Genomic DNA, 12,276 nt, shown 5'->3' on the forward strand with positions numbered 1-12,276 from the left:
AGTACGCTCTCAACTTGATAATGACTATATTTGGTGTGATTTCTAAAACTCCCTGGTTCCCACGCTCTGCGTGGGAACGAGAGGTGTTAGTGGTCATAATCAGTTGAAAAGAACCCGATAGATTTACATGTAAAGAAAGGTTTGAAATCATGTTATTGATACCCGCCATTGATCTGAAAGACGGCCGTTGTGTTCGGTTACGCCAGGGGCGTATGGATGATGAAACAATATTCTCAGACGACCCGGTTGAGATTGCCGGACGCTGGGTGGCTGCGGGCGCCTGCCGTCTGCATCTGGTGGATCTGAACGGTGCTTTTGCCGGTGAGCCGGTGAATGGTGAGGTGATCAGGGCCATTGCTGCCGCTTATCCGGATCTGCCGATTCAGGTAGGGGGGGGTATTCGGGATGAGCAGACCATACAGGCCTATCTTGATGCCGGTGTGACTTTCGTGATTATCGGTACCCAGGCGGTGAAGGAGCCGGAATTCGTCGCCCGTGCCTGCGGTGCGTTTCCGGGACATGTGATCGTCGGGCTGGATGCAAAGGATGGGATGGTGGCCATCGATGGCTGGGCTACGGTGACCGATCATGAGGTGACTGAACTCTCCCGGCGTTTTGAGCAGGATGGCGTCTCGGCAATCGTCTATACCGATATTGGCCGTGATGGCATGCTGACTGGGCCCAATGTCGAAGCCACCGCTGCCTTGGCAAATGCGATCACTATTCCGATAGTGGCTTCTGGTGGCATCACCGATATTGGCGATATAGCGGCTCTGTGCAAGGCGGAAACCAATAACATCATGGGTGCGATTACCGGTCGTGCGATTTACGAAGGTACACTGGATTTTGCTGAAGGGCAGAAACTGGCGGACGAGCTCAAGGGCAAGGAGGGGTAGTGGGCAGGCTATTAACCTGTGTCTCGTTTCCCGAATCCAGCGCCTCAAAAATGTGTAACTGCTTATAGGATTTCTTTGGTTATGCCGAGGAACTGCAAAAATGTTAGCTAAACGAATTATTCCCTGTCTTGATGTGGATGCCGGTCGTGTGGTCAAGGGTGTCCAGTTTGTCGATATACGCGATGCAGGTAACCCGGTTGAGGTAGCGCGCCGCTACAATGAAGAGGGGGCGGATGAGATCACTTTTCTTGATATCACTGCCAGCTCGGATGACCGGGAGACCATGGTTCATGTGGTGGAGCAGGTTGCCAGTGAGGTGTTTATTCCGCTGACGGTCGGTGGTGGTATACGCACCACCGACGATGTCAGGCGGATGCTCAATGCCGGTGCGGACAAAGTGGCGATCAATACCGCCGCCGTGTTCAATCCGGAGTTTGTCAAAGAGGCAACCAGCCGCTTTGGCTCCCAGTGCATAGTGGTCGCTATCGATGCCAAACAGGTGAGTGGCGAAGGGGAACCGTTAAAGTGGGAGATTTTTACCCACGGCGGCCGTAAACCCACCGGGCTCGACGCCGTGGAGTGGGCCAGAAAGATGGTGGAATATGGCGCTGGTGAGATTCTGCTTACCAGTATGGACCGGGATGGTACCAAAATCGGCTTTAATATCCCGCTGACTCACGCTATCTGCGAGGCAGTCTCGGTACCGGTCATCGCTTCTGGTGGAGTAGGCAATCTGCAACACTTGGTGGATGGTGTTGTCGAGGGCGGTGCGGATGCGGTGCTGGCGGCCAGTATTTTCCACTTTGCCGAATACACCATAGGTGAAGCCAAGCAGTATATGGCAGAGCGTGGGGTGGAGGTTAGATTGTGAGTGATGTGTTGAATCGATTGGCTGAAGTCCTGGAACAGCGGAAAACGGCAGATCCTGACTCCTCCTATGTTGCCGGGCTTTATAGTAAAGGTCTGGATGCTATCCTCAAGAAAATAGGTGAAGAGGCAACCGAAACGGTGATGGCGGCCAAGGATGGAGATGCAGAAAAGATTGTTTACGAGACGGCGGATCTCTGGTTTCATTCCATGGTGCTGCTCGCTCAGCAGGGATTGAAGCCTCAGGATGTGCTGGATGAGCTGGATCGCCGGTTCGGCCTTTCCGGCCTGGAAGAGAAGGCGGGTAGAGAGTAAGTTCTCAATAAATCCTTAATCCAGGGAAGGGCGCCCGCCATCACCGGCTCTGGACCCAGCTCTGCGCTGGGATAACAGGGGTTTTGAGCCTGAGTAAGCAGCATTAGCGGTAGAGTGGATAAAACCCTGCGCAGAAGCCCGTTTTCGGGTATTATCGGCGCTTTGCAGTGGGCTGGAAGCCTGCTTGAAAACTAAAATTACAGCGGACCCTGCGGTTGAGCATGTTGGGTTCCGTGTTTTGATCTGGAGAAAATTATGGGTTTTGGTGGAATCGGTATCTGGCAGTTATTGATTGTTCTGGTGATTGTACTGCTGCTATTTGGTACTAAACGACTGAAGAATATCGGGTCCGATCTTGGCGGTGCCATTAAGGGTTTCAAAGGCGCTGTAAAAGATGGCAAGAAGGAAGCGGATAAGGCGCGCCTGGAAAAGGCCGATGAGGAAGATGTCATTGAAGGTGAAGTGACCAACAAGGAAGAGTCGGTCAGCAGCGAAGATAAAGATAAAAATAAAAACTGATTCTTCAAATACTTATCTGACGATTGATGTAGCTTAATTTCATTATGTTCGATATCGGTTTCTGGGAATTGATGATCATAGGCATCGTGGTCCTGCTGGTTGTGGGTCCCGAGCGCATGCCGAAGGTTGCCTACACGGCCGGAAAGTGGTTGGGTAAAGGGCGCAGCATGCTGCAGTCGGTGAAGTCGGAAATCGATAAAGAGATGAAGTCCGAAGAGCTGAAAGAGATTCTTGAAAAGCAGAAAAAACAGCTTAACCCCCTGGAAGAGGTGATCGAAGAGACCACCGATACGATGAGGGATCTGCGTAACGACACGGATGCAACCATGAGTGACGCAGAGAAGACGTTCGGCTCCAGCGCCGAATCTTACCCGCAATTCGGCGATTCCACGGAAACACTCTCTGGGGACAAGGATAGCAAAGGCAAAGAGCAAAACGGTGATTGAGGGTCTCAAGGAACAGCCGTTCGTTAGCCATCTGATCGAACTGCGGGATCGCCTGTTACGGGCCATGATTGCCGTGGGTGTGATCTTTTTATGCCTGTTCCCGTTCAACAACGATATCTATGTCATGGTGGCAACCCCCCTGATGGCGCATCTGCCTGAAGGCTCCACCATGATCGCCACCGAGGTGGCATCGCCCTTTCTGACCCCCTTTAAACTGACCCTGATGGCTGCTGTTTTTCTCGGCATGCCGTTTATCCTCTATCAGCTGTGGATGTTTATAGCGCCTGGATTATACAAGCATGAAAAGCGCCTGATAATGCCCCTGGTGGCATCCAGTGTCCTGCTCTTCTATGTCGGTGTGGTGTTTGCCTATTACGTGGTTTTTCCGCTGGTGTTTGCCTTCATGGCGGGCACCACGCCGGATGGGGTGGTGATGGCGACGGATATCGCCAAATACCTCGATTTTGTCCTGAGCCTGTTCTTTGCCTTTGGTTTGGCCTTCGAAATACCCATTGCCACCATTATTGTTGTGTCGATGGGTATGACTACGCCCGACAAGCTAGTGGAAAAACGCCCATACATCATCGTCGGTGCCTTCTGCGTCGGCATGCTACTGACCCCGCCCGATGTGATTTCACAAACGCTGCTAGCGTTGCCGATGTGGATCCTGTTCGAGTTTGGTGTCTTCTTCTCACGCATCATACTGCGCAATAAGATAAAGCGTGAAAAAGAGGAGAGCGCTACGGGGAGTGAGAGCGATGCAGCCTCTACAGATGCTCCGTCATTTGACGGTGAGCTCAATCTTGATGACGGGGTTGATGATCCCACCGATCCGGATCGTTTTGTTCCGCTGACAGAAGAAGAGCTGGATGCTGAGCTGGATCTGATCGAGGACGATGATGATGACGACCTCAATGAGCAGGAGAGCGTGGCTGGTGACGGCCTGGCAGCCGATTCAGTTGAGCAGAAGCTACAGCAGATTCAGGCTTTCAGGAATCAGGGCAATGAGGCCGGCGCGCGGGAACTGCTCTACGAAGTACTGGCTGATGGCGATGCGGATCAGGTCAACGTGGCGCGTAATATCCTGGTCCAGCTGGATGAAGAAGAGGTCCCCGGCCCCTAAGTGGGCCATGCGGGAAGTTCGGTTACCTACAGCCAAGCTCGATGCACCACCTGCTTACCAGGCACTAAACTACCCCCAATTTCACTCCTCCCGGGTATGAGCACCTTTCGCTGGAACTCTAAGGGCTTTGCTGCGATCAGAATTAACCCAGCGTTTTCCCCAGCATTTCACTAACCACCATTGGCCCGCAACCTTTTATCTTGTCCGGGGTCCATAGTTATTGTTCATCCATAAAAATTTGCGTGGGTGCGGAAATCGCAAGATAGAGGCAAAGCACTCCTCTGCGGCCTCTTTATTATCTCCGCGCCCCTTTTTAAATCTCCCCGGATCAGATATCAATCAACAGGATAACCTCATGATAAGGATGATCTTCACGGCGCTTCTACTGCTGCTCTCTTCCTCTGTACAAGCGACCCTGAGCAATCAGCTGGGAGATCATCCATCACCCTATCTGGCGATGCATGGCAAGGATCCTGTGCAGTGGCAGGTGTGGGGAAAAGAGGCATTGGCGAAGGCGCGAAAGGAGAATAAGCTGCTCTACATCTCCAGTGGATACTTCGCCTGTCACTGGTGCCATGTGATGCAGCGCGAGAGTTATCAGAATCCGCAAGTTGCGGCTTTGTTGAATGCTCACTTTATCCCGGTAAAGGTCGACCGTGAACTGCAGCCCGCGCTGGATGCCCATCTGATCGACTTTGTACAACGTACCCAGGCAGTGCCGGTTGGCCGCTTAATGTATTCCTGACGCCGGAAGGCTATCCACTTATCGGGCTGACATACTCATCTGCCGAGCCATTCAGAGGACTACTGGTCAGGCTGAATAGTGCATGGTCGGAGCGCTCGGAAAGCTTGAAAGCGACTGCGCAGAAAGTTGCCATGGAGTTGCTTGCCAAGCAGACGGTAGAACCAAAGCAAACTATCGATACAAAAGATGTACGGGTGGGACTGATCACAATGGCGCTTGCGTTAGGCGATAGCATGGAGGGTGGTTTTGGGCGTCAAAGCCGTTTTCCAATGGCGCCTCAATGGTCTGTTCTTCTGCGAAGGGAGGAGATGACAGACTGCGGGAGCTTGCAGAGCTAACGCTTGATCAGATGGCCAGTCAGGGGCTGCGTGATCACCTGGCCGGCGGGTTCTTCCGCTGTACCATCGATCCAGGCTGGCAGGTGCCGCATTTTGAAAAAATGCTCTATACCCAGGCTCAGCTCAGCCAGCTTTTTATCCAGGCGGCAAAGGTGTTGGATAGGCCGGACTATCTGGATGTTGCCAGAGATACACTTGATTTCACCCTGAAGGTTCTGGCCGGTGACGAGGGAGGGTATATTGCCAGCCTCTCGGCAGTGGATCCCCAGGGAGTGGAAGGTGGTGGTTATCTCTGGAGTCAATCACAGTTACAAAGCACTCTGGATCAAGATGAACGCTCATTTGCTCTTCAGCGTTGGGGGTTGGGGGTTGGGAGAGAATGCTGCCTCTGATGGTGGTGATCTGCCGGTGAATGAGAGTGCCCTGAAATCACTGTCTGAAGAGCATGGAGAGTCACTGGCTTCAATGGAGCAGCGGGTAAGGGATAAACTGCTGGCCGCACGAGCGCCACGGAATCACCCGCGGGATGGAAAACAGCTCGCGGCCTGGAATGGTCTGTTTCTTTCTGCGCTGGTGGATGGTGCAAGGGAGTTGAGGGATAGCCGTTACCGGGAGGCTGCCAAGCGACTACGTGACTATCTGGTTACCCGCTTGTGGGATGGTGAGCACCTGCTGCGGGCTAATGGGGAAAAAGGCGCCCTGGGTAACGCTGCATTGGAGGATTATGTCTATGTCGCCGCCGGGCTCCATGCCTGGGCCGGACTCTCTGGCTCTAAAGAAGATCTTGGTTTGGCGCGTCGTCTGGTCAAGGACTCCTGGACGCGTTTCTATCACAAGCAGGGCTGGCAGAGCAGCGATGATCTGCTGATTCCCGGTATCGCCACCGAGAAAGTGATATCAGACGGCCCTTAGCAGCCCAGCTTATTGAACTGACATTTGTGCTGGGCGACGACGAGTTGAAGGCGAAAGCCGGATCGGCTTTACAGTTGAGCTACTCCAAAGCCAAAGAGCAGCCTATTTGGTATGCAACCCATGCGAATGCGTTGATCAATTATGGGCGAAAAAATAACCCCGGTTGAAGAGGACGCTATTTGCTATACCTCATGCGCGTGCCGTGCAGTAGGGAGAGGGTGATCTCTTCAGCACTGAGTTCCGATGGAAAGTAGGTGCCTGAGATTTTTGCACCATTGACGCTAGCGCCTTTCAGGCAGGTGAGCGAGAAATCGACACCCCGCAGATCAGCCTGGCGTAAATAGGAGTCACTCAGATCCAGGCCTTTGGCATCCAGCTTTCTTAAGCACAGGCCCCGCAGATCGCAGCCTCTTAAGTCGCAGTGCTGGTCTGCCTCGCGCTGCTGATTGAACTGATCTCGCTGGATAAATTCTCTGACCGATGGGACAACAAATACCCCCGGATCAGCCACTCCTGGTGTGCCCATCGGCAGAATCTCAACACGCTGTTCAACTACCCGGAGGACAGACGAAAAATGATCTGCACGACCAACGCCATTGAATCGCTGAACAGCATCATTCGCAAAGCGATCAAAAAGCAGAAGTTGTTTCCAACCGATGATTCGGTGAAGAAGGTCATCTATCTGGCAATCCAGGCCGCATCGAAAAAGTGAACAATGCCGATCCGTCATTGGAAACCAGCACTGAATAGATTTACTTGATTACCCATAAACCTCAGCCATTCTCAGGAGGGGATAAGGCATCGGTGGTGTACGTAACGCGACGCAGAGCAATCGTTCAATCATAGCAGGAAGATTAAACCGGCGATTAAAGCGATATTCAAACTTGGCGAGATAACAAGGTACGTGTTTTTTACGAATAGCATGAAAGGTTCCCTGCAAAGCATTCTTGATATTACCAGGCATGGTATTCAGCCATTTAAAGGTGGATAGCTGGGTATACTTTCGCCCACCGCCAGTGACGATAGGCATATGATCACATCCAGCATCTGTAACTGCTCTGAAGCAGTAGAGCCCATCAGAAAAAACTGTGCTGCCAGCACACAGACTGGATCTGGCATATCGAGCGATCTCCGCACTCTGAAAACCGCGGAACCGACGCAGTTGGATCTTCATTGGCCTGCCGTCTTGCGTCGTCTCAACAGCTGCCACGAAAGGGATTTTATTACGAGACCCTCGCCCACGCTTTCCCGGTTTCTCACCACCAATACAGGCATCATCCATCTCGATGCGACCAGCCAGTTTTTTTTGACTCTGACGTTCCATTATCACCTGCATCAGTTTGTGCTTGAGCTTCCAGGCTGTATTGTAGTTCACACCAATTTCACGGGACAGTTGCAAGGCAGAAGTACTTTTTTTACGCTGAGTCAACAAATAGATGGCCAGAAACCACTTCTTCAACGGCAGCTTGGTGCCGTGAAAGATGGTGCCAGCAATCAGGGAGCTTTGGTGGTGGCATTTATGGCACTGATATATCTTACGGCTTTTGAGTTCACAACCTGTTGTGTTGCCACACTCAGGACATATATATCCGGTAGGCCAACGCAGTCGGTACAATGCTTGTTGACATTGCTCTTCAGAACCATATTTTTCAATAAATTCGTGCAAACTAGGACCTTTTTGAAACTGCACTGTATTTTTTGGCATGATAGAAAACCCTCTGTGTTCAGTGGCTTCTACTATGCAATGACCACTGGCTCAATAGCTGAGCTTGGTAGGTAATCAGGTAAGTTTATGATGGTGCTGAATGGCCTGTACCGCGATTGCAGTCGCCAGGAAGGTTTTACCGGTACCAAGGGCCACAAACCCGCTTACTGTGTTCTATATATCCGCCAAAGGGCGCAGGAATCGACATCAGGCGAACCACTTCGTCCTGCCAGGCATCGGCAATTGTGCTGTCTTTGTACTCAGGATGACGGATCTCTTGCCATAAGGTCTTATAGCGCTGTTCCAGCCAGATGTTCAGCACATCAAGATCCGCAAATGCCAACGCCTGATGCCAGAGGCGATAGCGGGAATCTCGAACATTTTTTTCTATCCAGCCCTTCTCCCAGCCTGCGACTGAGTTACAAAAGTCGGACTCAAACATGAAGTGGCTGGCCATGACCTCGAAGCGAGTATTGAGCACACGCCTCTTACCGCGATGGGCCTTATCAATAGCGGTCTTCATAGTGTCGTAGATACCACGCTCCAGCACCCTGAAGGCCGGGTTGTGCGCGTCAAAGGCATCTCCTGGATTTGGGGGATAAGCGCGCAGAAAGAAAGCACGGCGGCTACTGAGCTTGAACCGGGCAATCTGTCACTTGGTGCTTTTGCCACCCAGAACAACGTAGTCCTCGCTCCAATCAAACTGAAAAGTTTCTCCAGCAAAGGCCAATAGTACCTAGGTGCCACTACCGGCGACACGTGAAGCTTTCTGTTGTTGCGCCCGTTGGCATCACGGCCCGATCATCCTTCAGGCTAGTCGATTTGTCCACTGGTTTTGAATAGCAACGTTGGTACAGAACAGAGTATTGGATTTGGCGCGGATAACGAAGAAAGCGCCTGCAATGTGCAGGGTGAAGAGCCGTTCGAAATCCACATAGCCTCAATCCATGATATAGAAGGCCCCGGTCTCGGGTAGAAGAATGTCGAGTGCATATACGATGTTGTCAAGTTCCGGACCGAGATCTTCTTTTGCATAAAGCGTTCTGGCTACTCGAATCAAGACTTGCGCGAAGTCGGCATAGATGCACCAATTGCGTTGCTCGCTGGAATGGGAAAGTATACTGCGTACGACCCTGGAGCGGATGCCCATGTGATAAAGCTTGCTCTGTACTCGCAGTACAGGCTTCGATATCCCGGAGGCTTTCCCGATAGGTCAGTTGTACGAGTACCATCCTGAGATTAGCCGAGACAACGAAATCGTTTTACATACCGCTCGCCTCGGTAGCGTTGCACGCAACGTCGGAATGTATGCATTAGAAGATGGTCGGTCACCTGGGAGAAAACAAGCTGACCCGTATACATGCTTGGCTCCAAAAAGATCAAAGCGTGCAGTACGGCCAGAATAGTTTGTTCTATTCAAGCCGGTAACACCCATAAAATGCCTGATTTTATATAGAGAACATCATGTTAGAATCGATCCACGGCATTTTTACCGGACAGTAGTGATATTTTAATATGCATTTTATAAAGATCTTTAATTTCTATGCTACCCCTTAATGTTCCACCTCTTTCTATATATCTCCATATTCCCTGGTGTATCAGCAAGTGCCCCTATTGTGACTTCAACTCCCATAAAATAACGGACAGCGTTGAAGAAAGAGCATATATCACTGCTTTATTAGCTGACCTGGAGCACGACCTGCCGCTGGTAGCCGGGCGCGAAATCGGTTCTATTTTTATCGGTGGGGGCACTCCCAGTCTCTTCTCTGCAGAGGCCATTGGGCTGCTTCTGAAAGGCATTCGTTCACGTATGTCCTGTGAAGATGGAATGGAGGTGACCCTGGAGGCCAACCCCGGCACGCTAGAGTCGGGACGATATGCAGGCTACCGGGATGCCGGGGTAAACCGGCTATCAATTGGTGTTCAGAGCTTTTCCGCCGATGCTCTGGCCCGGCTGGGCCGGATACATGGTCCGGACGAGGCAGTGAAAGCAGTAGTATCCGCTAAATCAGCCGGTTTTGATAATTTTAATATCGACCTGATGTTTGGTCTGCCAGGTGCAACGCCGGAGCAGGCGTTGAAAGACGTAGAGCATGCCATTAGCCTGGAGCCAACTCATATCTCCTATTATCAACTGACCTTGGAGTTAAATACCCTGTTTCACCATCACCCGCCTCCCCTCCCGCCAGAGGATGATCTATGGCAGGTCCAGTGCCAGGGCCATGGGACATTGGCCGCTGCCGGTTATGGGCAGTATGAGGTGTCGGCTTTTGCCCTTCCCGGCAAGCGGTGCAAGCATAACCTGAACTACTGGCAGTTTGGTGACTATATCGGTATTGGTGCAGGGGCACATGGTAAATTGACCCGGCCACCCGGGCAGGTGGAGCGCCGGTGGCGGCTACAAAGCCCGCAGGATTACCTAACCCATGCAGAAAACCCCAGCGTTGTTGCTGGGAGCAGAATACTCAATAAGCAGGATCTGATGCTTGAGTTTCTGATGAATGCTCTAAGGCTCACCGATGGATTTCCCACAACACTCTTCTCTGATCGCACAGGCCTGTCTGAGAAAGAGCTGCAGAAATTACTAAAAAATGCGTTTGATCAAGCTCTTATAGAGCCCATTGAAGGGCATGTCTGCCCTACTCCACTTGGTGGGCGGTTTCTGGATGATTTATTGACTTCGCTTGCCTGATGGGTGGTATTTTAGAGAAGTCTTTGCGCTGACTACAAGCACAGAAGAGCTGCCCAGTGGGGCTTGTCTATCAAAACCTGCTGATGCCGATGAGCAGGAATTACTGATAGTAAAATCGTTTGCCTCCACTGAAGGAGCCTATTCAGTCGCCCATGAATTGTTTATAACCATATGATAAATATTAATTAATAAGCCATTTATGATAAAATAGTTTGCAAGAAAAGCCCCCCCTTCAACATCAAAACCTTGCAAACATGAAACTACAAAAACCGGATAACAGTGCTGATTTATTCCGTTCACAACTTTCTCAGATCTTAAACCTCTCGCACCCATTGGTGCGATTATCCGTGAAGATGAACGGAGAAAAACTTAAGGCTGACATTGATGTCATTTACAACGAAGGCGCTGGCCAGCCCCCGTTACCCACTCGTTTACTGGCGGCCTCAAGTACACCTTAATGAGAGCGATGAAACCGTTGTGAAACGCTGGATTGAAAACCCATATTGACAGTATTTTTGTAGATTTCAATACCTGCAACACGAACTCCCTTTACACTCCTCCAGCCTGGTTCGTTGGCGCACAGAGTTTGACGGATAACACCTTATGATGGGCATACACTCTTGGCGGCCGCTTGAACAAGCGAAGAGCTTGAGCAGCCGAAAGCTCAAGAATGCATATTGTGATCAAGGTTACTCTGGACACCGCGTAGGCGATAAAATTGACGTTAAGCTCTGTGGCGGGCTCCTTAAGAGGGCGACTCGATCAACCCGAAAATGGATGAAGCGCCGAACCGCTATCGAGCCGGTTCTTGGGCACCTTAAATCAGACAATAGGCTAAATCGAAACTACCTTAAAGCTGAATATGGTAATGAAGCTGATGTGGTTTTGGCGGCAGCAGGATATAATTTAGCCAAGTTGTTGGCTTGGTTTTATTGTGCTTGGATAAGGTTAGCGGGAAATCGTATGATTATTCCAGATAATGGGCGGAGAATCAGATCTGAAAGGTTCAAGGAACCAGATCCTCGGCCTGATAATTCAGGGATAGCTAGATAATCACCCATGAGCTAGTATCAGGGTCCCGACGATCGTCTTCATCACCCCAATCAAGAGGCGTGGGGAGGTTGCGGCGCTCCACCTTGCTCGCTGCCCTCTCTCTGCCGCGGTACTGTGTAACGAAAGAGTTGAGTGTTTCGCGGATAAAGCTGGGGTTGCGATTCTGTCCCAGCATACTGATCCCTTCGAGGACCATGTGCATCAGTATCGCACGCGGCTCTGTCCGGCACCCCAGCTTGATAGCGGTGGGACGCAGCAGCAGATTAGCCAGCACAATACCATAGAGAGTCGTTATCAGCGCAAGACCCAGACTGCGGCCGATTACTTCAAAGTTGGCACCGCCCATGGCGTACAGCATGTTGACCAAGCCCAGCAGGGTTCCATCTGTGCCAAAAGCCGACGCAAATGCCGGAGTATAACTGAAAACAGTGTTTGACAGGCACCGAAAAGAGCGGAGTATCTGGTTGATTTGAGACTGCAAAGCAATCAAACAACCAATGAGATACGCCACCATGGTTAAGAATACAATTGTTTCGATCGAAGATCGAGAGCAGATCGCTGATCCACTGACAGAGTTGCTCAGAATGGGAGGCCGAAAGCTGATTGAACAAGCGATAGAAGCGGAGTTGCAAGAGCCTGTAAAGTTTTCTGTGTAACTGCCTGGG

At 51.2% G+C, this 12,276-nt stretch carries 15 protein-coding genes and 4 pseudogenes; 13 read left to right on the forward strand and 6 right to left on the reverse strand.

The genetic code is table 11. From position 1 onward, the window contains the following. Positions 1-149 precede the first annotated feature (149 nt). From hisA to MN084_RS17425, 9 genes and pseudogenes are all read left to right on the forward strand, one after another. Positions 150-896 carry a 1-(5-phosphoribosyl)-5-[(5-phosphoribosylamino)methylideneamino]imidazole-4-carboxamide isomerase gene (gene hisA, locus MN084_RS17385; RefSeq protein WP_241085596.1) on the forward strand — a complete coding sequence of 249 codons (747 nt, stop codon included), beginning with the start codon at positions 150-152 and terminating at the stop codon, positions 894-896. Positions 897-996: 100 nt separating this feature from the next. Beyond that, the gene (hisF, locus tag MN084_RS17390; protein ID WP_241085595.1) at positions 997-1,767 is read left to right on the forward strand and encodes an imidazole glycerol phosphate synthase subunit HisF; all 771 of its coding nucleotides are present in this window, start codon (positions 997-999) and stop codon (positions 1,765-1,767) included. Continuing rightward, entirely contained in the window at positions 1,764-2,078 is a 315-nt protein-coding gene (locus tag MN084_RS17395; protein WP_241085594.1) for a phosphoribosyl-ATP diphosphatase, read from the forward strand. The genes hisF and MN084_RS17395 overlap by 4 nt, the downstream gene beginning before the upstream one ends. A 255-nt stretch (positions 2,079-2,333) precedes the next feature. Further along, positions 2,334-2,597, forward strand: coding sequence for a Sec-independent protein translocase subunit TatA (gene tatA, locus MN084_RS17400; RefSeq protein WP_241085593.1), 264 nt, complete (start codon positions 2,334-2,336; stop codon positions 2,595-2,597). Between the two features lie 44 nt (positions 2,598-2,641). Beyond that, positions 2,642-3,043, forward strand: a complete 402-nt coding sequence (tatB, locus tag MN084_RS17405) for a Sec-independent protein translocase protein TatB (protein ID WP_241085592.1) — start codon at positions 2,642-2,644, stop codon at positions 3,041-3,043. Beyond that, entirely contained in the window at positions 3,036-4,166 is a 1,131-nt protein-coding gene (tatC, locus tag MN084_RS17410; RefSeq protein WP_241085591.1) for a twin-arginine translocase subunit TatC, read from the forward strand. Before tatB ends, tatC begins: the two co-directional genes overlap by 8 nt. A 457-nt stretch (positions 4,167-4,623) precedes the next feature. Beyond that, positions 4,624-5,249, forward strand: a pseudogene (locus MN084_RS20040) (DUF255 domain-containing protein). Next, positions 5,192-5,641: a hypothetical protein gene (locus MN084_RS17420; protein ID WP_241085589.1), complete on the forward strand. Its 450-nt coding sequence runs from the start codon at positions 5,192-5,194 to the stop codon at positions 5,639-5,641. Before MN084_RS20040 ends, MN084_RS17420 begins: the two are co-directional and overlap by 58 nt. Further along, positions 5,619-6,161: a hypothetical protein gene (locus MN084_RS17425; protein ID WP_241085588.1), complete on the forward strand. Its 543-nt coding sequence runs from the start codon at positions 5,619-5,621 to the stop codon at positions 6,159-6,161. Before MN084_RS17420 ends, MN084_RS17425 begins: the two co-directional genes overlap by 23 nt. A 175-nt stretch (positions 6,162-6,336) precedes the next feature. On the opposite strand, the gene MN084_RS17430 is transcribed toward MN084_RS17425, so the two are convergent. Then, the gene (locus MN084_RS17430; RefSeq protein ID WP_241085586.1) at positions 6,337-6,687 is read right to left on the reverse strand and encodes a pentapeptide repeat-containing protein; all 351 of its coding nucleotides are present in this window, start codon (positions 6,685-6,687) and stop codon (positions 6,337-6,339) included. On the opposite strand from MN084_RS17430, the pseudogene MN084_RS17435 reads away from it, so the two are divergent. Further along, a pseudogene (locus MN084_RS17435) lies at positions 6,613-6,870 on the forward strand (transposase); the annotation flags it as partial. The gene MN084_RS17430 and the pseudogene MN084_RS17435 overlap by 75 nt on opposite strands. A 51-nt stretch (positions 6,871-6,921) precedes the next feature. On the opposite strand, the gene MN084_RS17440 reads toward MN084_RS17435, so the two are convergent. From MN084_RS17440 to MN084_RS20055, 4 genes and pseudogenes are all read right to left on the reverse strand, one after another. Beyond that, positions 6,922-7,866, reverse strand: coding sequence for an IS1595 family transposase (locus tag MN084_RS17440; protein WP_241085585.1), 945 nt, complete (start codon positions 7,864-7,866; stop codon positions 6,922-6,924). Between the two features lie 265 nt (positions 7,867-8,131). After that, positions 8,132-8,602, reverse strand: a pseudogene (locus tag MN084_RS20045) (IS21 family transposase); the annotation flags it as partial. A gap of 268 nt (positions 8,603-8,870) precedes the next feature. After that, on the reverse strand, positions 8,871-9,098 hold the full coding sequence (locus MN084_RS20050; RefSeq protein ID WP_445083853.1) for a DUF4372 domain-containing protein: 228 nt from the start codon (positions 9,096-9,098) through the stop codon (positions 8,871-8,873). A gap of 7 nt (positions 9,099-9,105) precedes the next feature. After that, the gene (locus MN084_RS20055; RefSeq protein WP_445083854.1) at positions 9,106-9,228 is read right to left on the reverse strand and encodes a DUF4372 domain-containing protein; all 123 of its coding nucleotides are present in this window, start codon (positions 9,226-9,228) and stop codon (positions 9,106-9,108) included. A 181-nt stretch (positions 9,229-9,409) separates the two neighbouring features. On the opposite strand from MN084_RS20055, the gene hemW reads away from it, so the two are divergent. Next, positions 9,410-10,558 (forward strand): radical SAM family heme chaperone HemW, encoded by a 1,149-nt coding sequence (hemW, locus tag MN084_RS17450; protein WP_241085583.1) that lies wholly within the window; start codon positions 9,410-9,412, stop codon positions 10,556-10,558. Positions 10,559-11,341: 783 nt separating this feature from the next. Continuing rightward, positions 11,342-11,485 (forward strand): annotated as a pseudogene (locus tag MN084_RS20060) (IS5/IS1182 family transposase); the annotation flags it as partial. Between the two features lie 118 nt (positions 11,486-11,603). Here MN084_RS20060 and MN084_RS17455 read toward each other — a convergent pair. Continuing rightward, the gene (locus tag MN084_RS17455) at positions 11,604-12,125 is read right to left on the reverse strand and encodes a MotA/TolQ/ExbB proton channel family protein (RefSeq protein ID WP_241085582.1); all 522 of its coding nucleotides are present in this window, start codon (positions 12,123-12,125) and stop codon (positions 11,604-11,606) included. Between MN084_RS17455 and MN084_RS17460 the strand changes: the two genes are divergently transcribed. Beyond that, complete coding sequence (locus MN084_RS17460; RefSeq protein WP_241085581.1) at positions 12,124-12,267, forward strand: hypothetical protein; 144 nt, start codon at positions 12,124-12,126, stop codon at positions 12,265-12,267. The two genes, MN084_RS17455 and MN084_RS17460, sit on opposite strands and share 2 nt — an antisense overlap. Positions 12,268-12,276: the final 9 nt, after the last annotated feature.

This window comes from Candidatus Vondammii sp. HM_W22, assembly GCF_022530855.2.
In the GTDB taxonomy this organism is placed as follows: Bacteria; Pseudomonadota; Gammaproteobacteria; order Chromatiales; family Chromatiaceae; genus Vondammii.

Excerpts from the sequence above, each read along its gene's own strand:
- hisA (WP_241085596.1), top strand. The coding sequence starts at position 150 with ATGTTATTGATACCCGCCATTGATCTGAAAGACGGCCGTTGTGTTCGG.
- hisF (WP_241085595.1), top strand. The coding sequence starts at position 997 with ATGTTAGCTAAACGAATTATTCCCTGTCTTGATGTGGATGCCGGTCGT.
- tatA (WP_241085593.1), top strand. The coding sequence starts at position 2,334 with ATGGGTTTTGGTGGAATCGGTATCTGGCAGTTATTGATTGTTCTGGTG.
- tatB (WP_241085592.1), top strand. The coding sequence starts at position 2,642 with ATGTTCGATATCGGTTTCTGGGAATTGATGATCATAGGCATCGTGGTC.
- MN084_RS17420 (WP_241085589.1), top strand. The coding sequence starts at position 5,192 with ATGGTCTGTTCTTCTGCGAAGGGAGGAGATGACAGACTGCGGGAGCTT.
- MN084_RS17430 (WP_241085586.1), bottom strand. The coding sequence starts at position 6,687 with ATGGGCACACCAGGAGTGGCTGATCCGGGGGTATTTGTTGTCCCATCG.
- MN084_RS17440 (WP_241085585.1), bottom strand. The coding sequence starts at position 7,866 with ATGCCAAAAAATACAGTGCAGTTTCAAAAAGGTCCTAGTTTGCACGAA.
- MN084_RS20050 (WP_445083853.1), bottom strand. The coding sequence starts at position 9,098 with ATGGTACTCGTACAACTGACCTATCGGGAAAGCCTCCGGGATATCGAA.
- MN084_RS20055 (WP_445083854.1), bottom strand. The coding sequence starts at position 9,228 with ATGTATACGGGTCAGCTTGTTTTCTCCCAGGTGACCGACCATCTTCTA.
- hemW (WP_241085583.1), top strand. The coding sequence starts at position 9,410 with ATGCTACCCCTTAATGTTCCACCTCTTTCTATATATCTCCATATTCCC.
- MN084_RS17460 (WP_241085581.1), top strand. The coding sequence starts at position 12,124 with ATGGTTAAGAATACAATTGTTTCGATCGAAGATCGAGAGCAGATCGCT.
- MN084_RS17455 (WP_241085582.1), bottom strand. The coding sequence starts at position 12,125 with ATGGTGGCGTATCTCATTGGTTGTTTGATTGCTTTGCAGTCTCAAATC.